Origin of the sequence: Nocardia sp. NPDC052112 (assembly GCF_040680135.1) — a bacterium.
Classification (GTDB): domain Bacteria; phylum Actinomycetota; class Actinomycetes; order Mycobacteriales; family Mycobacteriaceae; genus Nocardia.
In genome coordinates this window covers 174,163-196,402 of sequence record NZ_JBFAWD010000011.1, presented here as the reverse complement: position 1 = coordinate 196,402, position 22,240 = coordinate 174,163, and the positions used below count along the sequence as shown (strand labels likewise).

Annotated in this window: 24 protein-coding genes; 9 read left to right on the top strand and 15 right to left on the bottom strand. The window is 65.9% G+C overall.

The annotated features are described in order from the left end of the window. Positions 1 to 158 precede the first annotated feature (158 nt). The 4 genes from AB0L58_RS22745 to AB0L58_RS22730 form a co-directional block, all read right to left on the bottom strand. Complete coding sequence (locus tag AB0L58_RS22745; protein WP_364389493.1) at positions 159 to 569, bottom strand: VOC family protein; 411 nt, start codon at positions 567 to 569, stop codon at positions 159 to 161. A 20-nt stretch (positions 570 to 589) separates the two neighbouring features. Next, the gene (locus tag AB0L58_RS22740; protein WP_364389492.1) at positions 590 to 1,024 is read right to left on the bottom strand and encodes a helix-turn-helix transcriptional regulator; all 435 of its coding nucleotides are present in this window, start codon (positions 1,022 to 1,024) and stop codon (positions 590 to 592) included. 38 nt (positions 1,025 to 1,062) lie between these two features. Beyond that, a complete protein-coding gene (locus tag AB0L58_RS22735) occupies positions 1,063 to 2,307 on the bottom strand; it encodes an Ig-like domain-containing protein (protein ID WP_364389491.1) in 1,245 nt (414 codons plus the stop codon). 67 nt (positions 2,308 to 2,374) lie between these two features. Continuing rightward, complete coding sequence (locus tag AB0L58_RS22730) at positions 2,375 to 3,466, bottom strand: UDP-N-acetylmuramate dehydrogenase (RefSeq protein WP_364389613.1); 1,092 nt, start codon at positions 3,464 to 3,466, stop codon at positions 2,375 to 2,377. Positions 3,467 to 3,506: 40 nt separating this feature from the next. On the opposite strand from AB0L58_RS22730, the gene AB0L58_RS22725 reads away from it, so the two are divergent. Next, positions 3,507 to 3,992 (top strand): DUF2505 domain-containing protein, encoded by a 486-nt coding sequence (locus AB0L58_RS22725; RefSeq protein ID WP_364389490.1) that lies wholly within the window; start codon positions 3,507 to 3,509, stop codon positions 3,990 to 3,992. An 18-nt stretch (positions 3,993 to 4,010) separates the two neighbouring features. On the opposite strand, the gene AB0L58_RS22720 is transcribed toward AB0L58_RS22725, so the two are convergent. Beyond that, positions 4,011 to 4,532 (bottom strand): VanZ family protein, encoded by a 522-nt coding sequence (locus tag AB0L58_RS22720; protein WP_364389489.1) that lies wholly within the window; start codon positions 4,530 to 4,532, stop codon positions 4,011 to 4,013. 121 nt (positions 4,533 to 4,653) lie between these two features. On the opposite strand from AB0L58_RS22720, the gene AB0L58_RS22715 reads away from it, so the two are divergent. Both AB0L58_RS22715 and AB0L58_RS22710 read left to right on the top strand, forming a co-directional pair. After that, positions 4,654 to 5,175 carry a DUF2505 domain-containing protein gene (locus tag AB0L58_RS22715; protein ID WP_364389487.1) on the top strand — a complete coding sequence of 174 codons (522 nt, stop codon included), beginning with the start codon at positions 4,654 to 4,656 and terminating at the stop codon, positions 5,173 to 5,175. Next, positions 5,145 to 5,948: a class I SAM-dependent methyltransferase gene (locus AB0L58_RS22710; protein ID WP_364389486.1), complete on the top strand. Its 804-nt coding sequence runs from the start codon at positions 5,145 to 5,147 to the stop codon at positions 5,946 to 5,948. Before AB0L58_RS22715 ends, AB0L58_RS22710 begins: the two co-directional genes overlap by 31 nt. A gap of 119 nt (positions 5,949 to 6,067) precedes the next feature. On the opposite strand, the gene AB0L58_RS22705 is transcribed toward AB0L58_RS22710, so the two are convergent. Continuing rightward, positions 6,068 to 7,543 carry a hypothetical protein gene (locus AB0L58_RS22705; protein WP_364389485.1) on the bottom strand — a complete coding sequence of 492 codons (1,476 nt, stop codon included), beginning with the start codon at positions 7,541 to 7,543 and terminating at the stop codon, positions 6,068 to 6,070. A gap of 94 nt (positions 7,544 to 7,637) precedes the next feature. Then, positions 7,638 to 8,246 (bottom strand): hypothetical protein, encoded by a 609-nt coding sequence (locus AB0L58_RS22700; RefSeq protein ID WP_364389484.1) that lies wholly within the window; start codon positions 8,244 to 8,246, stop codon positions 7,638 to 7,640. Positions 8,247 to 8,345: 99 nt separating this feature from the next. Here AB0L58_RS22700 and AB0L58_RS22695 point away from each other — a divergent pair, with 99 nt between their 5' ends. Continuing rightward, positions 8,346 to 9,071 carry a DUF2993 domain-containing protein gene (locus AB0L58_RS22695; RefSeq protein ID WP_364389482.1) on the top strand — a complete coding sequence of 242 codons (726 nt, stop codon included), beginning with the start codon at positions 8,346 to 8,348 and terminating at the stop codon, positions 9,069 to 9,071. Between the two features lie 261 nt (positions 9,072 to 9,332). Here AB0L58_RS22695 and deoC read toward each other — a convergent pair whose 3' ends face one another. Then, positions 9,333 to 10,019, bottom strand: coding sequence for a deoxyribose-phosphate aldolase (gene deoC / locus AB0L58_RS22690; protein WP_364389481.1), 687 nt, complete (start codon positions 10,017 to 10,019; stop codon positions 9,333 to 9,335). A gap of 143 nt (positions 10,020 to 10,162) precedes the next feature. Here deoC and AB0L58_RS22685 point away from each other — a divergent pair, with 143 nt between their 5' ends. Further along, entirely contained in the window at positions 10,163 to 10,723 is a 561-nt protein-coding gene (locus tag AB0L58_RS22685) for an N-acetyltransferase (protein ID WP_364389480.1), read from the top strand. A 9-nt stretch (positions 10,724 to 10,732) separates the two neighbouring features. On the opposite strand, the gene AB0L58_RS22680 is transcribed toward AB0L58_RS22685, so the two are convergent. Then, complete coding sequence (locus AB0L58_RS22680; RefSeq protein WP_364389479.1) at positions 10,733 to 11,113, bottom strand: hypothetical protein; 381 nt, start codon at positions 11,111 to 11,113, stop codon at positions 10,733 to 10,735. Between AB0L58_RS22680 and purU the strand changes: the two genes are divergently transcribed. Then, the gene (gene purU, locus AB0L58_RS22675; RefSeq protein ID WP_364389478.1) at positions 11,112 to 12,002 is read left to right on the top strand and encodes a formyltetrahydrofolate deformylase; all 891 of its coding nucleotides are present in this window, start codon (positions 11,112 to 11,114) and stop codon (positions 12,000 to 12,002) included. The genes AB0L58_RS22680 and purU overlap by 2 nt on opposite strands. A 22-nt stretch (positions 12,003 to 12,024) precedes the next feature. Here the strand turns inward: purU and AB0L58_RS22670 are convergent, their stop codons facing one another. Then, positions 12,025 to 13,059, bottom strand: a complete 1,035-nt coding sequence (locus tag AB0L58_RS22670; protein WP_364389476.1) for an alpha/beta hydrolase — start codon at positions 13,057 to 13,059, stop codon at positions 12,025 to 12,027. 369 nt (positions 13,060 to 13,428) lie between these two features. After that, complete coding sequence (locus tag AB0L58_RS22665; RefSeq protein WP_364389475.1) at positions 13,429 to 14,679, bottom strand: cytochrome P450; 1,251 nt, start codon at positions 14,677 to 14,679, stop codon at positions 13,429 to 13,431. A 223-nt stretch (positions 14,680 to 14,902) separates the two neighbouring features. On the opposite strand from AB0L58_RS22665, the gene AB0L58_RS22660 reads away from it, so the two are divergent. After that, positions 14,903 to 16,534, top strand: coding sequence for a GMC oxidoreductase (locus AB0L58_RS22660; protein ID WP_364389473.1), 1,632 nt, complete (start codon positions 14,903 to 14,905; stop codon positions 16,532 to 16,534). A 14-nt stretch (positions 16,535 to 16,548) separates the two neighbouring features. Here the strand turns inward: AB0L58_RS22660 and AB0L58_RS22655 are convergent, their stop codons facing one another. The 4 genes from AB0L58_RS22655 to AB0L58_RS22640 form a co-directional block, all read right to left on the bottom strand. After that, on the bottom strand, positions 16,549 to 16,845 hold the full coding sequence (locus AB0L58_RS22655) for a DUF2516 family protein (RefSeq protein ID WP_040696344.1): 297 nt from the start codon (positions 16,843 to 16,845) through the stop codon (positions 16,549 to 16,551). Between the two features lie 72 nt (positions 16,846 to 16,917). After that, a complete protein-coding gene (locus tag AB0L58_RS22650) occupies positions 16,918 to 17,574 on the bottom strand; it encodes a heparin-binding hemagglutinin (protein WP_364389472.1) in 657 nt (218 codons plus the stop codon). Between the two features lie 57 nt (positions 17,575 to 17,631). Further along, entirely contained in the window at positions 17,632 to 18,072 is a 441-nt protein-coding gene (locus AB0L58_RS22645; RefSeq protein ID WP_364389471.1) for a helix-turn-helix transcriptional regulator, read from the bottom strand. 102 nt (positions 18,073 to 18,174) lie between these two features. Then, positions 18,175 to 19,635: a DUF445 family protein gene (locus AB0L58_RS22640; RefSeq protein WP_364389470.1), complete on the bottom strand. Its 1,461-nt coding sequence runs from the start codon at positions 19,633 to 19,635 to the stop codon at positions 18,175 to 18,177. Positions 19,636 to 19,869: 234 nt separating this feature from the next. Here AB0L58_RS22640 and AB0L58_RS22635 point away from each other — a divergent pair, with 234 nt between their 5' ends. Further along, entirely contained in the window at positions 19,870 to 20,544 is a 675-nt protein-coding gene (locus AB0L58_RS22635) for a TetR/AcrR family transcriptional regulator (RefSeq protein ID WP_364389611.1), read from the top strand. A gap of 254 nt (positions 20,545 to 20,798) precedes the next feature. Beyond that, the gene (locus AB0L58_RS22630; protein WP_364389469.1) at positions 20,799 to 22,238 is read left to right on the top strand and encodes an AarF/ABC1/UbiB kinase family protein; all 1,440 of its coding nucleotides are present in this window, start codon (positions 20,799 to 20,801) and stop codon (positions 22,236 to 22,238) included. The last annotated feature ends 2 nt before the right edge of the window (positions 22,239 to 22,240 follow it).

The window sequence follows — 22,240 nt, the reverse complement described above, 5'->3', positions numbered from 1 at the left end:
CGCTGGCGCGGTCTCCGTCGGAGTCGACTGGCTCGATCCAATCAGCTTCGAGCAGTGCGTTCGGTAATTCTTCGGCAATTGTCGTGGCAATTGTTCGCCATCGGGTAAACACCGGTGACCGGCAGCGCCACCGGTGTCTGCTGCGATTGCCCGAAAGCTCAGCTCACTTGCTGGATACGGACCATATTGCCCGCGGGATCGCGAAAGGCGCAGTCGCGAACCCCGTACGGCTGATCGGTCGGCTCCTGGACGACCTCGGCATTGGTGGCCTGCACCTGCTCGAAGGTGGCGTCGACGTCTTTGGTACCCAGCAGGATGCTGGCATAGGTGCCCTTGGCCATCATCTCGGCGATGGTGCGGCGCTCGTCATCGGTGATGCCGGGGTCGGCGGCCGGTGGGTGCAGGACGATGGATGTGCCGGGCTGGTCGACCGGGCCGACGGTGAGCCAGCGCATCCCGTTGAATCCGACGTCTTTGCGCAGTTCGAACCCGAGGGCGTCGCGGTAGAAGGCCAGGGCGGCCTCCGGGTCGTCCTGTGGGAGGAAGCTCGCTTGAATGCTGATGTCCATGGCGTTCACGCTAGTTGCGCCTAGGTGACCTGCGCTTCTCGATTCCTGATCGGTCTTGTCACCCGTTTCACGACGAGCGTCGGCAGATCCACCGGGGCGAGCTCCGCCTGCTCCCGGTAGGTGCTCGGCGGTATTCCGACCAGTTCGGTGAACCGAGTGCTGAAGGTGCCCAGCGACTGGCAGCCGACCGCGAAACAGACCTCGGTGACACTGAGATCGCCACGCCGCAACAGCGACATCGCGCGCTCGATGCGCCGCGTCATCAGATAGGAGTACGGCGACTCGCCGTAGGCGGCCTTGAACTGGCGGCTGAGATGGCCCGCCGACATGTGCGCGTCCCGGGCCAACGCCTCGACATCCAGCGGCTGTGCGTACTCCCGGTCGATCCGGTCACGGACCCGGCGCAGGCGCGCGAGATCGCGTAGGTTGTCCTCCTTGGCGGTTCTACCGGTCACCTGTCCGATCGTCGCATGTCGCGCCGGGTTTGCCTAGCTCAGCGACCACCGGCCGGCAGTGGCGGCAGCGGGGTCGCGGACACCGGATTCTTGGGCTCGCCCTGCAACGCCGACAGCCCGGTCCAGGTATTCCAGTCGATGGTCCAGTCGTAGAGATCGCCGTCGGCGGCCGACAGCGCGATCGATGTGCCGGTCACCTCGACCGGATCGCCGTAGAGCGCGGTCGGGAAGAAGGCCTGCGCGTCGGTCGGCGACAGATTGATGCAGCCATTGGTGACATTCGAAGAGCCCTGTGCCGAAAGGGATTCCGGATTGGCATGGATGAATTCGCCGTTATTGGAAATGCGCACGGCCCAACGTTCGCGAACGTTGGTGTAGAACGGCGGATTCGACATCATGAAGTCTTCGTACTTCTCGGTGACGACGTGCACACCGGAGCGGGTGACATTGCGCGCTTCATTGCCCTGGCCATAGCTGACCGCGAAATCGAGGACTATCTGTCCGTCACGCACAACCTGCATACGATGGCTGGGTGCGTTGGCCTTGACGATCTGACTGCGGCCGATGCGGAAATCCGAAGTGAGATCGGAATATCCGTAATTTCCGCCGCCGAGATCCAGGCCGTAGAGCTTGGCCGCGACATGCACGGTGGTGCCGGGCGCCCAGTAGTCCTTCGGCCGCCAATGCGCGCGCGAGCCACCGTTCTCGTCCGGGAACCAGGCCCAGGCGCCCTCGGTCGGCGGATTGGTGGTGACGGTGAGCGCCTTTTCCACCGCGGACTTGTCCTGCACAGATCCCTTGAACTGCAAGATGATCGGCGCGGCGATGCCGACTTCCTGGTTGTCAGCGATATTGAGGGTCGCGGGGAAGGTGTTCTTCGGTGCCAGGGTGGTGAAGCTGCCGTCGATCGGGACCGGCTTGTGGTCGGTGCCGATCGCGGTGCCGGACCAGGTGTATTTGGCGTCGTAGCCGAGCGGTTCGGTGGTCTGGTAGCTGTGCCGGTCCGCGGCGAGTTCGCCGGTGACCTGCTTGCCGTTGGCATTGGTCAGTGCGATCTGATCGATGGTGCCGTCGGTGACGGTGACCGAGATCGGTGCGGTCGGGTTGACGTTCTTGGCGGCGGCGCCCGGTGTCAGCGTGACCTTCGCGACGGGGGTGTCGTCTTTGGCGGAGTCACTCTTACCGCCTTTGTCGGTCGTGCATCCGGCCACCAGCGCGACTACCACGAGCAACACGGCGGAGACGGCGGCGGCCGGTCTGTGGAGGGCTGGACGATGGCTCACTTCATCGAATTTACGCGGCGAAAACCGGCCGACTCGGCTGCGAAGACTGTGGTGTCCGTTTCACCGTTTAGAGAGCCACCCCGATGGGTACCGGCTCCGGTTCCAGCCGGATCCCGAATCGGTCGGCGACACCGTCGCGGACCGTGCGGGCCAGTGCGACCAGATCGGCGGCGGTCGCGCCACCGCGGTTGGTCAAGGCCAGCGTATGTTTCGTGGACAGCCGGGCCGGGGCGTCCGGACCCGGAAAACCCTTGGCGAAACCCGCCCGCTCGATGAGCCAGCCCGCGGAGAATTTGACGCCGTTGGGCGCCGGATAGGTGGGAATCGTGACGTCGCCCACATGGGCGATGATCGCAGCCTTCACTTCCGCGACGCGGTGGTCCGCGACGACCGGATTGGTGAAGAACGAGCCCGCGCTCCAGGTGTCGTTATCGGCGGGGTCGAGCACCATGCCCTTGCCCGCGCGCAGCTTCAGCACCGCCGCCCGGACCTGATCGGCGGGACGGGAATCACCGTTGTCCGCACCGAGTGCGGTCGCCAGTTCGCCGTAGCGCAGCGGTGCGCTCGAACCGTCCGGATTCAGTGCGAAGTCCACCGCGAGCACCACGGCGGTATCGCGATGCTTGAGTGCGCTGGTGCGATAGCCGAAGCCGAGTTTGGCCGGTTCGACCCAGCGGATCTCGCCGCTCGCGCGATCCAGCAGCCGCACCCGGCGCAGCAGGCTCTCGACTTCCACGCCGTACGCGCCGACATTCTGTACCGGCGTCGCACCGGCCGATCCCGGAATGCCGGACAGGCATTCCAGCCCGCCCAGACCGGCCTCGATCGTGGCCGCGACCACCGTGTCCCAGTTCGCACCGGCCTCGGCGACCACGCCGTCCGCGCCGATCTCGACCGCCTCGTTACGCACCCGGACCACGACACCGTCGAAGCCGTCGTCGCCGATGAGCAGGTTGGAGCCGCCCGCGAGCAGTAGTAGTGGAATGCCCGCCGTGTCCAGCGTCCGGACCGTCGCGACCAGCGCTTCGGTCGTCGCACATTCCGCGACCGTGGCCGGACCGCCGACCCGCAGCGTGGTCAACTCGGCCAGCCGCACCGATTCGCGCAGCCGCGCACCAGTATCGACCAGCAGCTCGCGCAGCTGGTCCGCCGACACCACCCGTGAAGTTCGCACGCCCCAGACGGTAGCCTGTTCGACCATGGCTACACCCCTGGCGTACACGGCTCGCTACTCGTATCCGGTTGCCGCCGTACGCGCGGCCTTCGCCGATGAGCAGTACTGGAAGGACCGCGTGGCCGAGGTGGGTGGCGATAAGGCCCGGCTGGATTCGGTCACCGTCGACGGCGACCGGGTCGAGGTGGAGATGGTGCAGGTCATCGCCGCCGAGCTGCTGCCGGCCGCGATCACCGCGGTGCGACCGGGCGATCTGATCATCCCGCGCACTGAGATCTGGACCGGCGATTCGGCCACCTTCACCGCGCGGGTCGAGGGTGCGCCCGCCGAGGTCCGCGGCACCATCGAACTCGCGGCGGACGGTTCCGGTTCGGTAGCGCGGACCAACGGCACCATCGAGGTGAAGATTCCACTGTTCGGCGGGAAGATCGAGGCCGCGATCGCGGAGCGGTTGACCGAACTGCTGGCGAACGAGGAAGAGTTCACCAACAACTGGCTCACCAGGCACTGAGGCTCCTGCGGGCGGTGATCACGCTGCACGCGCAACGCTCGCCGCAGTTCTGGATATCCACCAGCGATTCGACGCGAGTCCGGCCAGCCCAGCCCCTACGGCATTGACCAGGACATCGTCGACGGACGAGTGCCGGCCGATGCTCAGCACGAACTGCGACGCCTCCACCGCAGTCGACAGCGCCGCGCCGACCAGCAGCAGCCGCCACGGGTTGGCGAACCAGGCCCATCGCATCGGCAGCAGAAAACCGAGTGCGGCGAACACCAAGAGATTTCCACCGAGCTGCTCGACGACTCGATCGTCACGCAGCTGATCGAGCAGATCGCGCAGCGGCACCATATTCACCGAACGACCGGTGCCCGCCGGGGTGAGAATCATCCACAACCACGGCGCGGTGCCGACCACCATGCCGACCTCGCACAGGGCATTACGCCATACGCCCCGCCGGCGCGCCAGCCACCACACCACACCACCGGCGAGCGGAAGTGCCGCGATCGTCGCTGTGATCACCCCGCCCCACGACTCCCACATGCCGTTCATGCCGAGATTCTGTCCTGACGATGTGCGGATTCCGCGTGGCGAGGGTGTGGGGATTGTGGTGAATCCCCACACCTACCGCCGATCGATGCGGCAGCAACCGGTCCCGGTAACGTAATCCCTCATGGCTCGCCGACTGGACTATTCAGCCCGCTTCCCGCTGTACACCACCAAGGAACTGTACGCGGCGATGTCGACCCGGGAGTACTGGGAAGACCGGTGCGCGGCGATGTCGAAACTCTCGCCGGGCAATGAGGTCAGCAGCCTCGATGTCAGCGAGTCCGGTATCGACGTCGTGCTCAATCACATCCTGCCGCGCGAGATGCTGCCGGAGATCGCGCAGGCGGTCATGCGCAAGGATATGGTCATCACCCGCAAGGAGAGCTGGGGGCCGTTCGACGAGAACGAGTCCGTCGGCAAGTTCTCGGCCGCCATCCCAGCCGGGCCGGGCAGCCTCGGCGGCACCGTTCGGCTGTTCCCCACCGATACCGGCTGCACCATGCGGTTCTCCTCCGAGGCCAAGGTGTTCATTCCGATGGTCGGCCCGCGACTCGAACAGCTGATGCTGGTGAACCTGGTCGACCTGTTCCGTGGCGAGGCCGAGCAGACCGTGAAGTGGCTGGAAGAGCAAAACCCGACCCGCTGAGACCGGTCGGCACCATCACCAGGGGCACCACCGGTGTCAACCGATTGCGACGCAGCGACCGCTGGCTGATCCACGACGAGCTGGTGACCGGCCGACTGCGCGATGCGGCCGATCCGCTGGTCGTCGACCTCGGCTACGGGGCGAGTCCGTGGACCACATTGGAGTTGGCGGTCCGGCTGCGCACGGTCCGGACGGATGTGCGGGTTGTGGGGCTCGAGATCGATCCGGAACGGGTGGTGCCCGGCCGTGACGGTGTCACTTTCGCGCGCGGCGGCTTCGAATTGGCCGGGCTGCGGCCGGTGCTGGTGCGGGCGTTCAATGTGCTGCGGCAATATCCGGAATCGGCCGTCCCCGACGCGTGGGCCACCATTCTGTCCGGGATGGATTCGGAGGGTTTGCTCGTCGACGGTACGTGCGATGAGTTGGGCCGGCGCTGCGCCTGGGTGCTGCTGGATCGGTCCGGACCGCGCTCGCTGACGCTGGCCTGGGACCCGTTCACAGTCGAGCGCCCGTCCGATATCGCCGAGCGCCTGCCGAAGGTATTGATCCACCGCAATATTCCTGGTGAACCGATCCACGCGCTCTTGACCGCCGCCGATCGCGCCTGGGCCCGCGCCGCTCCCCTCGCCCCCTTCGGTCCCCGAGTCCGCTGGCGCACGGCAGCGGAGTACCTGCGCCACGAGGGTTTCCCGATCCACACCTATCGCCGCCGCATGCGCGACTGCGTGCTCTCCGTCCCCTGGACCACCATCGCACCCAACCAAACCACCTGAATCCCGTCGCCATCACCACAACCCTCGTGCGGATCAAGATCAGGTGGCACTGAGGGCGGTGGGTTCTCGCGCGATGCCGCCATGAATGCCACCTGATCTTGATCGCGGTTTGGGGGTGGCTAGTGGCGGCCGAGGAGGTGGAGGGTGTGGCCGGTTAGGGCTGCGAGCGGGAGGATCGAGGTGGGGTCGAAGGGTTGGCGCCAGAGGCCGCCGTGGGCGGCGCCGGAGACGAAGAGGTGGTCGGGGGTGGTGGTGGGGGCGGGTGGGGCGGAGAGGTCGGCGACGAGCTTGGCCGCCAGCAGGGTTCGGGCGGTGTCGGGGGCGAATACTTCGATGCCGAAGTGGCGGGCGCCGCGGAAGGAGGCGACCAGGGAGCGCTGGGAGCGGAGGGATTTCGTCCAGGCGGGCGGTGCGACGGCGGCCGAGACCGTGCGGCCCGCGGTGTGTGCGAGGACCGTGCGCCAGCGCAGGATACGTTGGGCCAGGGCGTGATTCGGCCCCTGGGCGGGGAGCAGTGCATCGGCGACGCTCCAGGTCGCGCCGAAGTGGTCGGGATTCGTGCTGCGGTAGTTGGGCCGGTACATGGCCGATGCGGTGAGCACGCGCAACAGGCGTGGGCCGATGCCGCACTCGTGCAGGCGGGCATGCGCATCCGCGATGACGTCCTCGGGCACGGCGTAGCAGTCGGTCGGCGATCCCAGGTACGCAACGGCGGCGTCTTCGCGGTGCTCGAGCAGATCCTCTACCAGGACATCCAGGGCGGCGGCCAACCGAACCCCGTGCGGTCCAGGAGCATTCGCGTACAGGCCGAATACCGGCCGCGCGTCGTGGTCGAACTGCGCGCGAATCCAGTGCGCCAAGGCCGGGAACTGCCTGGTGATATCCGCGCCCGACCCGGCCGTGACGGGATAGCGCAGCCGACCGGCTCCCGACTTCGCGATATCCGAAATCTCATGCCACCGCTGCGGCCCTGGCAGATCTATCGCGAGCACGTCAGCGCCCCACCGCAATAGCGGCCGTAGTGGGCCGAGTTCGGCCGCCGCCCCGGCAACGATCACCCGGAAGCCGGGCAGCGATAACCACTCCGGATGATCGATCACCCGCTCCACCGCCGCGGCGAAGGCGGGCTCGATAATGCCGCGGCGACGCCAGTCGGTCAGCTGCTGCCACAGCGCCTCCTCGGCCAATAGCGCGCCGCGGAACGGAATTTCCAGTCGGGGTGCGGGTTTCGCGGTTCCGTCGATCCGGTCGGTCCGGAGTCCGTCGGGTGTGGCGATCGCATCCACATCGACGCTGTGCAGCGGCGCGACCGTGTCCCCGCTCACGAAACGCAGCAGCTGGCGCGCCGCCCGCAACCCGTCGGTCGCGATCCCCACCGACACCTCGGGCGCACTCGCGGCCAGGGCGGTCAGGCCGCGGAATACGCCGCGATAGGCACGGTGCCAGTCCCGGCAGGTTTCGACCTGTTGCGCGAGGTCGGCGTCATATCTGCGGACCGCGTCGGCGACCACGGCGGTGGCGAACATAGCGCCGATGGGCTCGGGCGCTCCAGACGGAAAGACGAGATCCCACCTGCCCTGACCTACCGTCCCCATGATCAGTTACCCTGCCATGGTTGCGCATCGAGCAAAACCGGAGATCGGATGAATTGATAGCAGAATCGGATCATTCGCGTCCGCGCCGCGCCGATCACCCGGCGGTGAGGGCCCGGTACACCCGAGTCGCCGCACGCGGGGATAGTCGCCCACACGCGGAACGGATTTCATCGGTATCGCAGCGATGGATGGCGACCGCGTCACCGACCACCTCATCCAATGCGGATTGCCCGATATCACCCTCGGCCAGATCGAGCACGGTGCGCACGGGCGTGGTCACCAGGAAGGCGCCCGCGGATTCGAGATCGGCCGGAACAAGCGGACGGCGCAGCACCACCAGTCGCGGGGTGACCGGCGGGCGGCCCGCACCGACCGACATATGCAGGAATCGCGGCCGCAGCGAACCGAGGCCGTGCAACTCCGCGGCACTCTGATGCGATACCGCGGCGGCCCCGTCGAACCAGGCCGCCCACATCGCGTATTCGTCGAGCGGGCCGGTGGGCCAATCGGCCAACCGCAATAGCCCGACCCCGGCCCGCGTCACCGAACCGTCGCCGAGTCCGGCGCGAACGCGCGCCTCACATCCGGCCCGCAGCACCTGTCTGGTGGTGAAGAACCCGGCGTGGCGCCCGGCCAATCGCCGCAGCACACGCCACCCGTGCTCGGCGGAATCGAGTGCACGGCCCGCCGCATCGCCAGCCATGTCGACCAGGCTACGCTCGAACCCTGTGTCACATGTCACAATCGAACCCCTCACAGCGCCCACAGAGCGAGCTCAGAAATGTCGGGAAGAATCGACCGCATGAGTACGAAGAGCTCCTCTACCCTGACGATCAACCGGCGTGCCCTGGTGATCGCCCTCGTCGTGGTCGCGATTCTGCTCGCTACCGTCCTGGTCGGCGGGGAGGCGTATGCGCGGCATCAGGTTTCGCGGTGCATCAGCACGCAATTCGAAAAAGATATGGGTTCGAAGATCGACGTGAGCTTCGGAGCCAAGCCGATGCTGATCACCTGGATCGACGGGAAGGTCGATCAAGTGAAGGTGGACAGCGCAGATTCCAAGTTCGGACCGGCCGTCGGCATGGTGGTGCACGCCAGATTCAACGACGTCGAGGTCGACAACGGCAGCGGCGGCACCATCGGCAGCTCGTCGGCCGATGTCACCTGGGGTAACGACGGTATCCGGGAGACGCTCGGCGGCCTGGTCAGCGGCGTGAGTTCCTCCTCGTCGAACGGGATGCTGACCCTGGATGTGCTCGGCGGGCTCGCACAGCTGCAAGTGAAGCCGGAAGTGAAGGACGGCACCGTGCAGGTCGAGACGATGTCTGCGGCGCTGCTCGGCATGGGGATACCGAAGGATCTGGTTTCCGGCATCGTCGATGTGTTCACACAGAGTCTGCAGAGCTACCCGCTCGGAATGAAGGCCACCGAGGTCAAAGTCACCGATAACGGCGTCGCGGTGAAGCTGGCGGGCGGGCGGACCGAACTGCCCGCCGCCCAGAACAACAGCAGCAGCGTCAGCTGCTGATTCGACAGAGGGTGGCCGGCGAGCCGCGGAGCCTGTCGCATCCGCGGCCCGCCGACGTGATGACCGAATCGGCGACCACCTCGGACAGCACTTGGCGCACAACCACATTCGCCGAATGGGCACAGCACATCCGCCCGCCGAATGCCGTGATTGCGAGCAGTTTCATCAGGCGGCGGACTTCGGCCGTCACGCGCGTTGCGTATCCGCCCGTCTGAATACGGACTGCGAAGGGCGATTCGGTCGCCCGGCCTAGGGTCGAGGTCAGGCCGGGAATCCCGCCAGCACCGCACGGGATTTCGAGAGTCCGAGACGGGTCGCGCCCGCGGCGATGAGTTCGGCAGCGGCCTCGGATGTCCGGATGCCGCCGCTGGCCTTCACACCGAGGCGGCCGCCGACGGTCTCGGCCATCAGCTGGACCGCGTGCACGGTGGCACCACCGGACGGGTGAAACCCCGTGGAGGTCTTCACGAAATCGGCACCGGCGCGTTGGGCGGCGCGGCAGACCTCGACGATCGCGACATCGGACAGCGCCGCCGATTCGATGATCACCTTGAGCACCGCGCGATCCCCCACTGCCTCACGCACCGTCACGATATCGGACAGCACCGCGCTGTAATCGCCCGCGCGTGCGGCTCCGATATCGATCACCATGTCGACCTCGGCCGCGCCCTGCTCGACCGCGAGGCGCGCCTCGGCACCTTTGACCAGCGAATGGTGCTTCCCAGAAGGGAATCCAGCGACCGTCGCGACGACCACTGCGGACGCCCGAATCGGCAACATAGACGGCGATACGCAGATCGCGTAGACGCCGAGTTCGCGTGCCTCCGCGACCAAAGCGTCCACCTCCGCGGCCGTCGCCTCCGGCGCCAGCAGTGTGTGATCGATCATGGCGGCCACTTCGGCCCTGGTCAGCGACGCGGAATTTGCCACAGGGTGAGAGTCTGGCATACCGACGGCGAATTCCATTGCGCGCCTCCGGCGCATCGCGCACACTCGATACTGTCGGTGGAGCTACGGACAGCGCTTTGCGACTGCCCGGCCGACTGTTGCGCAGTTACGGATGGCCCATTCGTTCAGGAGGAGACGACACCGTGCTGATCCGTCGCGAACGCGCCGACGATGCCGCCGCGATCGCGGCCGTCCACCGCAGCGCCTTCGGACCGCAGTACGCGAACGCCGATAACGACCGGGAGATAACCGAACTCACCGGTGCGCCCACCGCCGACCCACCCGAGGTCGACCTCGTCGCCCGGCTGCGCAGCGACTCCGGCTGGATCCCGACCCTGTCGATGGTCGCGGTGGAACACGACACCGTCATCGGCCATGTCTGCCTCACCCGCGCGGGCGTCGGCCCATTCCCGGTACTCGCCCTCGGCCCGATCGGCGTCCTGGCCGAACATCAGGGCAATGGCGTCGGCGCGGCGCTGATGCACGCGGCGCTCGGTGCCGCCGATGCCCTCGACGAGCCGCTGATCGGACTGGCCGGCAGCCTCGACTACTACCCGCAGTTCGGTTTCCTGCCCGCCGCCCGGCTCGGCATCACGCCGGATGAACCGGGCTGGGTTCCGCATTTCCAGGTGCGCACGTTGTCGGCGTACGACTCGCAGATCACCGGCGAATTCCGTTACGCGGAGCCGTTCTACGATCGGTAAGGCGGCGGTTCAGGGGTGGTGGATCATGTCGTAGACGTAGGAGCGCTGGTGTTTGCGGGATACCCAGGCGCCTTCGGGGGGCAGGTCACCTCGGCCGGGGTCGTCGAAGGGGCGGCTCAGGACTTCACCGGAATCGGTGCAGATCGACCAACCGAACTCCGGTAGGCGCCGACACCAGAGGTCGTCATCGACCCGCTTGTACGACGGGTAGCCGTAGGCCCAGCCGTCGCGCACGAATTCATACGTCAGCCCGTCGAGCTGTCGCACGAACTTCACCCGCGTCACATCCCCATTGTCGGCTTTCCCGCAACGCTCGCTCAACACCTCACGGACGCGCAGCGCCGCAGGTGGTGCGAATTGCGCATAGTCGACCTGGGAGGATGAGGCCATGAGTTCCGCTCCACCTGCCTCGGACGATCGACGCTTCGTGCTCACCCTCGGGTGCCCGGACCGTCCAGGCATCATTGCCAGGATCACCTCCTTCATCGCCGAGTTCGGGGGGTCCATCGTGGAAGCGGGCTACCACTCCGACCCGGATATCGGCTGGTTCTTCACCCGCCAGGCGATCAAGGCGTCGACGGTGCCGTTCGGTATCGCGGAGCTGCGCGACCGGTTCGCCGGTGTCGCGGCCGACTTCGGAGCGGAGACCGAATGGCAACTGCTGGACTCCGGTGAGCGGCGCCGGGCCGTACTACTGGTCAGCAAGGACGGCCACTGCCTGCACGATCTGCTCGGCCGTGCCGCGAGCGGTGAACTGCCCGCCACCATCGAAGCGGTGATCGGCAATCACCCGGACCTCGCCGGTATGACCGAGGCACACGGCGTGAAGTTCCACCATGTGCCCTTCCCGAAGGATCCGGCCGAACGCGGTCCGGCCTTCGAGGAGGTACGGGCGCTGGTCGATGCCCACGACCCGCACGCCGTCGTCCTGGCTCGCTTCATGCAGGTACTGCCCGCCGAGTTGTGCGAACACTGGGCGGGCAAGGCGATCAATATCCACCACAGCTTCCTGCCCTCGTTCGTCGGCGCCCGCCCGTACCACCAGGCCTTCGCCCGCGGCGTCAAATTGATCGGCGCGACCTGCCACTACGTCACCGCCGAACTCGACGCGGGGCCTATCATCGAACAAGACGTCATCCGCATCGACCACGCCGACGAGGTCCGCGATATGGTCCGCCAAGGCCGCGATATCGAACGTGTCGTACTGGCCCGTGGCCTGCGCTGGCATCTCGAGGGCCGAGTCCTGGTGCACGGCCGCCGCACCGTCGTCTTCTCCTGACCCCTCGGCGCGGGGGGCAGGCTTATCCGGCTGCTTTGGCGGGCAGGCGCACCGAATCGAGGATCGAAGCCAGTTCCTCGTTGAACCGCTGGTACATCTCGGCATTTCCCAGATGCCCCTGCGGCAGTACCTCGTATTTGACCAGACTGCCTGTCGCCCTGAGCATTTCGGCGATCCGCTCGGCGTGCACCTGCGGCGTCATATCGTCGAATGCACCGGCGAGGATCGTGGTCGGCACAACGAGATTGCGGGCCGATTCGCCGAGATCCAACTCGGCGAGCAGGATTCCGAATTTCGCACGCACCCGAGCGGGGCACGAGCGGACCACGGCGAGGCTGTAGTCGACCACGTCGCCGGTGGAACGCGAGCTCATGATCTGCCGGGCGAAGGCCCACTTCACCGGGGCGATCGGCGGGAAGACGATCGGGGCGCCGAGGCCGAGGCGGCCGACGCGGTACGGCAGCGGAATTCGCCGGTTCAGCAGTGGCAGTGGCGCATTGAAAACCGGGAGGACGGTCGTCTCGGCGATCAGTCGACTCGGCGCGGTGTTGCTCAGCAGTACCGCGCATGCTTGCTTCGCCACTCGGTCCGGATAGCGTCCGGCCCAGGCCTGCACGGTCATGCCGCCGAGACTGTGGCCGACCACAACGGCCCGCTCGCCCGGACGCAATGTGGCGTCGAGCACAGTGGCCAGATCGTCGGCGAGTAGATCGGTGGTCAATCGACTGGAGCCGAGCTCGCTCTCGCCGTGACCGCGCACGTCGTAGACGACGACGCGGTACCGATCGGCGAACTCGTTGATCTGCGCATTCCAGTATTCGATGGCGCAGGTCCAGCCGTGTACCAGCACGATCGTCTGCGCAGCGGCGGGTCCATAGACATGCACACGCAAACGCGCACCATCACCGGTGATGACAGGAACGACCTCATACGGCGCGGTCGGCGGATTCAACGCCGCGGTCGCATAGGTACGCGACCGCAGGTTGGCGCGGTGTATGTGAAGCAGCCCCCGGACCCGACCAGGGACGTCCACCAGTGCGGGCGGCATTGCGCGCATCGGACACTCCTTTGTGTAACTCTCCGATACACTAACTGCAAACCGCCGCGCTTGCTAGTGCAAGCACCCCAAAAAGTTATCCGACCTTCTGCGTAGCCCCCGTTGTGACCGAACCCAACGGCAGCGCCGATCACCTGATCGCCGGAAGGTCCAAACCACCTGTCAGCAGCACGAACCAGCACTGTGAACGCTGACAAACCGCCGCCGAATCGACTCCGGCGATCCGCGATGAAATCCCACCAAGTCGACCGAAAATCACACTCCATGCGCTGGTCGAATCCGCGTCGACACCACAACAGGTACGCAGACCCGTCGCGTCAATGCCGACCAGCGCGAGCGCTCGATGAGCACCAAACCATCCCGACCGGCTCAGGCACATAGTTTGACGGGCATGGAGCGGTAGGCGTGCAGATTGCGCAGCGGATGCGGGATCGGCGGACCGTCCAGGCGCAGATCCGGATATCGCTCGAAGAGGGCTCGCAGCGCGATGGAGCCTTCCAATCGGGCCAGTGTGGCTCCCAGGCAGCCGTGTACCCCGCTGCTGAACGCGAGATGATCCGCGGCGTTGGCCCTGGTCACATCGAATCGTTCGGGATCGGGAAAGACGGCGGGGTCGTAGTTCGCACCCGCCAACGACAGCAGGACCAGGGAACCGGATGTGATGCGCTGATGGGCGATATCGACGTCGCATTTCGCGACTCGACCCGTCATCCGCACCGGACCGTCGTAGCGCAGGATTTCCTCGACCGCGCGCGGCCACAGCTCCGGCTGCGCCGCCAACAGTTCCAGCTGGTCCGGATGGCTGGTCAGCAGGGCGATTCCATTGCCGAGCATATTCACCGTCGTCAGGAATCCCGCGTCCAGCAGCAGCGCCGCATTGGACATCTGCTCGCGGCGGGTGAGCTCGCCACCGGTCACGAGCAAGCTGAGCACGTCATCGCCCGGTTCAGCGGTGAGCCCGTCGAGGTGTTGATCGAAGTACTGCCGAACCTCGGCCAGGTCTTCGATGGCGTGGCGGTAAGTGGACCAGCTCAGGCCGCGTTCGATCAGTGGCGCACCGCTATCTCCCCACTTCAGCAGGGTCGAATGCATGTGGGCGGGCAATCCGAGAATCTCGGCGATGATGGCGACGGGCAACTGCTGAGAGAAGTCGACGATCAGATCAGGCCGCGGCTTCGATTGCAGGCCTTCGACTAGGTCATCGGTCACTTCGACAACCCGCTCCCGCAGTTTGGCAATCGCCTTCGGGGTGAATGCCTGCCCGACCAGGCGTCGGTACCGGGTGTGGTCCGGCGGATCGGTCACCAGCATCGAGGGCGGTTCCGCGAGGTTGGGAAGCCCCGGATCCGTTTTGGTCATCACCCAGCGGATCGGCTTCGGCAGAGCCTGATGGTTGGGCGTGACCACACTGAAGCGGCGGTCTCGCAGGATGAGTCGGCACAGTTCGTAGTCCGCGGTCACGTGCAACCCCGACACTTTGGGTATCCGGCCACGCTGTCGGATCTCCTCGACGTACCGCGATGAGCCGAGCAACCGATCCGCACCGACCGCGATCTGCCCGAGCGGATTGCCACGCCGCGCCGCCCACAGGAGATAGAACCGTGGCAGGCCATGCATCATCAGCCACCGAATCCATACGCGGATCAATATGCTGTCACCTCCCGCTCCGGCCCCTTTCCAATGTATAGATAGCCGCTATGGCGCAGGCTGTTATCGACACGGTCTAGAGGCTGCGGCACTACGACGCGCCCACCTGTAACCGTGTTTCCGAACGCGCACCAAGAGGGATAGATTTTGGGCACCGGAGGTGATGGAGCGACGTTCAGATCAGGTGAGGGGCACCATGGACAGGCGCGGTTTCATCAAGGGCGCTGGCTTGGCCGCGGCAACGCCAGGGCTTGCGGGTGCGGGCACGCGCGCGGCGGCACGGGCCGACGACTATAGCCCGAGCCCGAGAACGTCGGTGTACCGCATGCTGGTGCCGGAGATCTTCGCGCCGCTGCCGGATCCGCCCGATCATGTGCCCGCGATCGTCATCGGATCCGGATTCGGCGGAGCGATCACCGCACTGCGCCTGTCGGAGTCCGGAGTCCAGGTCGCGGTGCTCGAACGCGGATCACACTGGCCGAATGCGCCGTGGCGCGACATCTTCTCCGCCGATACGATTCCGGATGGCCGCGGCTTCTGGCATCGCACCACCTTTACCGGTGCGAACAAGATCACGATACGGTTCGATGCGTTCGGCGGGGTCCTCGACGTTTCCAGTTACCCCGGCATCGACGTCTGGCGCGGCGCGTGCGTAGGCGGTGGCTCGGTGGTGTTCACCGGGGTGATGATCGAGCCGGAGCAGCGCTTCTTCGACCAGGTGTTCGGCGGTGTGGTCGACTACCGCGAAATGCATGAGGTCTATTACCCCAAGGTCCGAAAGATGTTGCGGCTGAGCCCGATCCCGAACGACATCTATGACTCCTTGGCGTTCGCGCACTCGCGGGCCTGGGATGAGCAGATCCGCGCGGCCGGATATACGCCGCAGCACATCGACACCAGCTGGAAGTGGGACGTCATCCGCGACGAGCTGACCGGACGATCGAGGCCCTCGGCGACAATCGGCTGTTCGGACCTCGGCAATTCCAATGGCGCGAAGTTCGATCTGAACCAGAACTATCTGCGCTACGCCGAGGACACCGGCTTCGCCCGGATCTACCCTGGCCATCGCGTGGACGCCATCGCCGAGGAAACGGGGGCGGCGGGTCGCTATGCCGTCACCGTCACCAAACTCGCACCTACCGGCGAGGTATTGCGCACCCGGACGCTGACCTGCGACATGCTGTTCCTCGCCGCGGGCTCCGTCGGCACCTCCGAACTGCTGGTACGTGCACGCGAAACCGGCGCGCTGCCGAACCTGAACGAGCACGTCGGCGAGGGCTGGGGCGGCAACGGCGACGTCGCGTTGGCGCGGCCGGCCAGCTCGCCCGTCGTGGGTACGCAGGGCGCTGCGCCCGCGAGCCGGATTCTGGACGAGGCGGGCGCACCAGTATCGCTGGAGAACTGGTTCGTCCCCGGCGTGACACCCCTTGATATCGGCATTCTCGGATCGCTCGGCATAGTGCTCGACGACACCCGCGGCCGGTTCGTCTACGACCCGGCCGACGGGCGCGTGAACCTGCGGTGGCCGGACAACGGTGCGGCCGCCTACCTCGCGCGAGCGCGGGAAGTCAACGACCGGGCGGCCTCCCCCGGCATGCCCAGCACCCGCCTGCCCTGGGACGCGGACGCCTCGTTCACCTCACATCCGTTGGGCGGCGCGGTGATCGGACGCGCAACGGACCCATACGGTCGGGTACGTGGTTATCGAGGTCTGTACGTGATGGATGGGGCGGCTGTGCCTGGCAGCACCGGAACAGTGAACCCGTCATTGACGATCAGCGCGCTGGCCGAGCGCAATATCGAAGAGATCATTCGTTCCGGACGGTAGTCGGCGGACCCTTACTACCAGCGCGGCCCGCGCTGGATCTCATCCACCTTCGGGCGCACATCGGCCAGGTACACGCCGGTCGCGATAATCGACACCAGCGCAAGCAGACTCGTGACGCTCAGTGAGAGCAATAGGAACAGCAGGGCCGCGCCGAGGATTGCGATCCAGATCGGTTTGGTCAGCTTGTCGACCGCGGTGAAGGCGTCGGGGCGCTGACGGATGGCGTGGATGAGCGCGAAAATCGTCGCGCCGAGCGCCAAGAGCCGCAGCCCGTACAAGATCCAGCTGGCCAATCCGTGCGCTGTGTCCACCAGCCCATCATAGAAGCAACGACCCCGCACACGTCGGTGCGCGGGGTCGTCAGCGTGGAGAAGTGAAGAGCGTCAGGCCTTCTTGGGGGCCGCCTTCTTGGCCGCGGCCTTCTTGGCGGGCGCCTTCTTGGCCGGCGCCTTCTTGGGGGCGGCGCCGTCGGTGGCGGGCTCGGTCTCGGTGGTCACCTCGACGACCTCGGCCTCGACGAGCGGCTCTGCCTCGGCCTCAGCTTCAGCCTCTTCTTCCTTCGCCGGGCGGCCGATCAGCTCGTTGACCTTGGCGAGCGCATCCTCGGCGCGGGTGGCCGCATCCTTGTACAGCGTCTCGACGCGCTCGATCCGATCCTCGACGAGGTGGTTGGCGCGCAGCCGCTCGACGGTCTCTTCACCGCGTACGGCCAGATCCGCGTACAGGTCCAGGACCTGGGTGTAATACTTCTCGGCGAGCGCCTTCAGCTCCTCCGCGGTGAACTTCTCGCGCAGTTCGGCGAGGTCCTCCGGCAGCTCCGACGGCAGTCCGGACAGCCGCTCGCGCAGCGACTCGAACTGGGCCCGGACATCGGCAGGCACATTGGCGAAGCGCTCGCGGGCCTCTTCGACGCGACCGCTGACATCGGTGGAGGCGGCGCGCTCACGCACCTGGGTGACGGCGTCGACAACCGCGGTGTACACGGCGTCACCGGCACCGACGGTCGCGAACAGTGGCTTGATGGTTACGTTTTCGGTCATTCTTCGCTCTCCTGGCGTGGCGGAGTTGGTGATGTGCTCGGAACGTCGCTGTCCCACTCATTCCCCCCCCGGTTCGCTTCCTCCGTTTTCCCGGCGAAACGATTCATAGATGTCCAGCAGCACCTGCTTTTGCCGTTCGCTGATCGACGTATCGGCAAGCAGGGCATCCCGGACCGGACTGTGCGGCCGCTGCTCGAGATAGCCAGCCCGTACGTACAACACCTCCGAAGACACCCGCAGTGCCTTGGCGATCTGCGCGAGTACTTCGGCGGAAGGATTACGCAATCCGCGCTCGATTTGGCTGAGATATGGATTGCTCACTCCCGCCAGCGTGGCGAGCTGGCGCAACGAGACTTGCGCGGCTTCTCGTTGTGCCCTGATGAAACCTCCGATGTCGTGCGCCGCGTTGGCCACACGAGCCGCCTTGTCGCCGACGCCGCCGGATCTCTCCGGCGAATCGTCGGTGTACTCGGCGGAACCTTCGGGCTGGTCTGCCATCACTCACCTTCTGGCGGTTGTACGTGTCAATTCTAAAGCAGGGTGCTAACTATTGCAAGCACGCTGTTAGCACCCTTCCGGCAAACATTCAGCGCGCTACGGTCAGCCGCCGAACATCACCTGCGAAATCGTGTAGATCACCAGCCCCGCAAGCGATCCTACGACCGTGCCGTTGATGCGAATGAATTGCAGATCACGCCCGACCTGCAATTCGATCTTCTTGCTGGCTTCCTCTGCATCCCACCTGGCAACCGTATCGGTGACCAGCGTGGTGATCTCGGCGGCATAGTTTTCCACCAGATACCGCGCCCCGCGGTCGATCCAACCGTCGACGTTGGCACGCATCTCGGCATCGTCGCGCAGCCGCTCGCCGAGCTGCTGCACATTCTCGGCGACCTTGCGGCGCAGGGTGGAATTCGGATCGTCGGCCGATTCCAGGATCAGCCGCTTGGCCGCGCGCCAGGTCGCCTCGGCCATACCGGTGATCTCCTCGCGACCCATGATCTGCGCCTTGATCCGCTCGGCCTTTTTGATCATGGCGTCGTCGTGCTGGAGGTCGTAGGCGAATTCCTCGAGGAACCGATTCGCCGCGAGCCGAACCTCGTGCTCCGGATTCGACCGCACCTTCCAGGTGAACTCGACCAGCTCCCGATAAATCCTTTCTGAAAGCAGAATGTTTACAAATTTCGGAGCCCACTGCGGCGCATCCCGCAAAACGATCCGGTCGATCGTCTCCTGCGAACCGAGCGCCCACTGGTGCGCCCGCTCGGCAAGCAGGTCGAGCAGCGGCAACTGCCGATTGTCGGCGAGCAGTTCGGCCAGCACCCGACCGATCGGCGGACCCCACAGCGGTTCGGCGATCCGCTTGACGATGGTGTTGTCGATGACCTGCTCGACATCCTCGTCCCGCAGCACCCCGACCACCGCGCGCAGAATGGTCGAACTTTCCTGCGCCACCCGCCCGGCGTGTCCGGGTTCGGCCATCCAGCGCCCCACCCGCCAGGAGACCTGCGCCGAACTCACCTTCGCCGAGACCACATCCGGGGCAAGGAAATTCGAGCCGACAAAGGAGCCGAGGCTGGCGCCGAGCTGATCCTTCTTCTTCCTGATGATCGCGGTATGCGGAATCGGCAGGCCGAGCGGATGGCGGAACAGCGCGGTCACGGCGAACCAGTCGGCGAGTGCGCCGACCATGCCCGCCTCGGACGCGGCCCGCAGGTAGCCGACCCAATCACCACCCGCCCCGCGCGATTCGAGCCAACGGCAGAACAGGTAGATCGCGGTCGCGAACGCCAACAATCCGGTGGCCACTGCCTTCATCTTGAACAGATCGCGACGCTTGCCCGCCTCGTCGACGAAGGCCGCGAAACTGGCCGGTGGTGCGGGCGTGGGCGCGTCCAGCACCACTGTCTCGGATCGGCGGCGTTCGCCGGGCCCTACGTCGGCCCGCCCGTCGCCCACCGCCGCCCGCAACGGGCGGCCTTCGGATGACTGTGCCTGGCCGGCCGCTTCCGCCTGCGGGCCGGTCGCTCGCGCCGCAATGTTGCCGGGAGCTTTCTCCATGACACCCATTCTGCTGTGTGTTATCGACCGCCCTCCCGGCCGATCACAAGCGACACGCAACCGACGCCGAATCGCCCGATTATGTGCAACCTGTCGCAACCAACACCCAAACGCGCATGTCGGTCGTTGCCTGGACCTAAGCTGGTGGTCCACGAACCGATACAAACGAGGGAGCTCACGCTGTCCACCGATGACCTTGTCGATGTCGGCGAGCTTGCCGAACGACCGGCGGCGGTGCGCACCGGCCGGACGGACGGTCGCAAGCGCCGATGGCGGCAGCACAAGATCGACCGTCGCGAAGAGCTGGTCGATGGCACCCTGGCGGCTATTCGCGCACGGGGCAGCAATGCGGGCATGGACGAGATCGCCGCGGAGATCGGCGTCTCCAAAACCGTGCTCTACCGCTACTTCTCGGATAAGAACGACCTGGTCCACGCGACCATGCAGCGGTTCATCGAAACCACCCTGATGCCACGGGTGTACGAGGCGATCAGCCTCGACGCGGACGAGTACCACCTGGTGCGTTCGGCGCTGGCCGCCTACGTCGGCACGGTCGACGAGGACCCCGAGGTCTACCGGTTCATCATGGGCAACGGTTCGACCGATCAGTCCTCGCTCGCCGAATTCGAGAAGCTGTTCGCCGACGTCGTCACCACGGTCATCATCGATCGCAGCGCCGAGCACGGCTTCGAGACCGAGGGTGCGCAGCTGTGGTCTTATGTGCTCGTCGGCGGCATCCAGCTGGCGACCCACTGGTGGACCACGGATAAGGCGATGTCGCGCGAGGAAGTCATCGACTACCTGACCATGATGGCCTGGAGCGCCATCGAGGGGATGGCGCGCGCGGGCGGCTCCAGGGCCATCTTCAACGCCCAGCCGCACATCTTGCCGGAGCCACCTGAGCGCTAGCTCGTGATCGCCAACCGACCAATCGCCCGACTTCGCGCGCTAACAGGCCGCTAGCTGGGGCGCTAGCTGAAATAGTGACGGCGGTCTCGACATTGCCGCGAGGTTGGCTACTCTGAACCCGAGCGGTACATGGGTGTCCCACGTCACCGGCCCGCGCTGCGCCTGATGGCGGTCTGCGCGGAGCGCTGGCGGGCACGCGACCTACCGCCTGCGCGCCCGACGCGCCGACCGCTGGCACCAATGGAGGTACCTCGATGGCGAAGCAAGTGCCGACGTCTCGGCTTGCTCGTGGCACCAAGCTGGGTGCGGTGGCAGCCAGTTCGGTCATCCGAACCCAGCGCACACGCTTATCGATGCGGGGCCGGTCGGCGGCCGTCCGCGCGAAGATGGCCGAGGAGTCCATGCTCCGCACCACCGAGCAGGTGGTCACGGTCCTCGGGACCATGAAGGGCGTGGCCATGAAGCTCGGCCAGATGATGTCGGTGCTCGATCTCGATCTGGTGCCCGACAGCCATCGTGAACGTTTCCAGAAACGACTCGCCGTGCTGCGCAATGCCGCGCCGACGGTGTCGTTCGAATCGATGCGGCAGGTGATCGAGGAGGACTTCGGACAGCCGCTGAACGCGGTGTTCGTCGAGTTCCAGCCGGAGCCCATTGCCGCGGCCTCGATCGGTCAGGTGTATCTGGGGCGGCTGCACGACGGTCGTCAGGTCGCGGTCAAGGTGCAGTACCCGGGCATCGATGCGGCGGTGCGCGCGGATCTCAAGAATCTGGCCATGTTCCGGCGCGTACTGCAATCGGCCATGCCGTGGGTGACGCCCGCCGTACTCGACGAACTGCGGCTGAATATGGAGAGCGAACTCGACTATCACGCCGAGGCCGCTACCCAACTCCAGATCGCCGAGCTCTACGCGGGACATCCGTTCATCGTGGTGCCGCGCTCGCTGCCCGAACTCAGTACGACGCGGGTGCTGGTCAGTGAATATGTGGCGGGCAAGGGATTCGAGGAGATCCGGCAGCTGCCCGCGGCCGAACGCAATCGGATCGGCGAGATCATCTATCGCTTCTATGTCGGTTCGCTATTCAACTTCAACGAATTCTGCGGCGATCCGCATCCGGGAAATGTGTTGCTCTCCGAAGACGGTCGAGTCGGCTTCCTCGATTTCGGCCTGTTCAATCGGATGGATTCCGAACATGTCCGATTCGAGACGATCTGTCTGCGCGCGGCGGCCGAGGATCGAGCAGAAGACCTGCGGCAGTTGATGATCGAGCGCGGCGTGATCGACTCACCGGACGAGATCGCTGCCGAGGAATGCCTGGAATATGTGCTCGCAGCCTCGGAATGGTGCCTGGTCGACGAGGAACTGACCATTACCCCGGAGCTGGCCAGCGGCGCGTTTCTGCTCGCGGTGGATCCGCGGGCCAGTGAATTCGCCGGGATGAAACAGCAGAATCTGCCGCCGGAGCACCTGTTCTCCCGGCGTGCCGACTTCCTCACCTTCGGCATGCTCGGCCAGCTCGAATGCACCGCCAACTGGCACAAGATCTCCCGCGAATGGCTCTACGACGAGGCGCCGGTCACCGATTTGGGTAAGGCGCACCGGGACTGGCTGATCGAGCGCAAACCGACGCCGACCAAGAAATCGCGGGTCCGGGCGAAGAAGCCGGCGGCGCGCGGTTCCGGGACCAAATAATC

Bases quoted from the DNA above. Each gene is read 5' to 3' on its own strand.
- AB0L58_RS22745 (WP_364389493.1), bottom strand. From the start codon at position 569: ATGGACATCAGCATTCAAGCGAGCTTCCTCCCACAGGACGACCCGGAG.
- AB0L58_RS22725 (WP_364389490.1), top strand. From the start codon at position 3,507: ATGGCTACACCCCTGGCGTACACGGCTCGCTACTCGTATCCGGTTGCC.
- AB0L58_RS22720 (WP_364389489.1), bottom strand. From the start codon at position 4,532: ATGAACGGCATGTGGGAGTCGTGGGGCGGGGTGATCACAGCGACGATC.
- AB0L58_RS22715 (WP_364389487.1), top strand. From the start codon at position 4,654: ATGGCTCGCCGACTGGACTATTCAGCCCGCTTCCCGCTGTACACCACC.
- AB0L58_RS22705 (WP_364389485.1), bottom strand. From the start codon at position 7,543: ATGGGGACGGTAGGTCAGGGCAGGTGGGATCTCGTCTTTCCGTCTGGA.
- AB0L58_RS22700 (WP_364389484.1), bottom strand. From the start codon at position 8,246: ATGGCTGGCGATGCGGCGGGCCGTGCACTCGATTCCGCCGAGCACGGG.
- AB0L58_RS22695 (WP_364389482.1), top strand. From the start codon at position 8,346: ATGAGTACGAAGAGCTCCTCTACCCTGACGATCAACCGGCGTGCCCTG.
- deoC (WP_364389481.1), bottom strand. From the start codon at position 10,019: ATGCCAGACTCTCACCCTGTGGCAAATTCCGCGTCGCTGACCAGGGCC.
- purU (WP_364389478.1), top strand. From the start codon at position 11,112: ATGAGTTCCGCTCCACCTGCCTCGGACGATCGACGCTTCGTGCTCACC.
- AB0L58_RS22680 (WP_364389479.1), bottom strand. From the start codon at position 11,113: ATGGCCTCATCCTCCCAGGTCGACTATGCGCAATTCGCACCACCTGCG.
- AB0L58_RS22670 (WP_364389476.1), bottom strand. From the start codon at position 13,059: ATGCGCGCAATGCCGCCCGCACTGGTGGACGTCCCTGGTCGGGTCCGG.
- AB0L58_RS22665 (WP_364389475.1), bottom strand. From the start codon at position 14,679: ATGATGCATGGCCTGCCACGGTTCTATCTCCTGTGGGCGGCGCGGCGT.
- AB0L58_RS22660 (WP_364389473.1), top strand. From the start codon at position 14,903: ATGGACAGGCGCGGTTTCATCAAGGGCGCTGGCTTGGCCGCGGCAACG.
- AB0L58_RS22650 (WP_364389472.1), bottom strand. From the start codon at position 17,574: ATGACCGAAAACGTAACCATCAAGCCACTGTTCGCGACCGTCGGTGCC.
- AB0L58_RS22645 (WP_364389471.1), bottom strand. From the start codon at position 18,072: ATGGCAGACCAGCCCGAAGGTTCCGCCGAGTACACCGACGATTCGCCG.
- AB0L58_RS22640 (WP_364389470.1), bottom strand. From the start codon at position 19,635: ATGGAGAAAGCTCCCGGCAACATTGCGGCGCGAGCGACCGGCCCGCAG.
- AB0L58_RS22630 (WP_364389469.1), top strand. From the start codon at position 20,799: ATGGCGAAGCAAGTGCCGACGTCTCGGCTTGCTCGTGGCACCAAGCTG.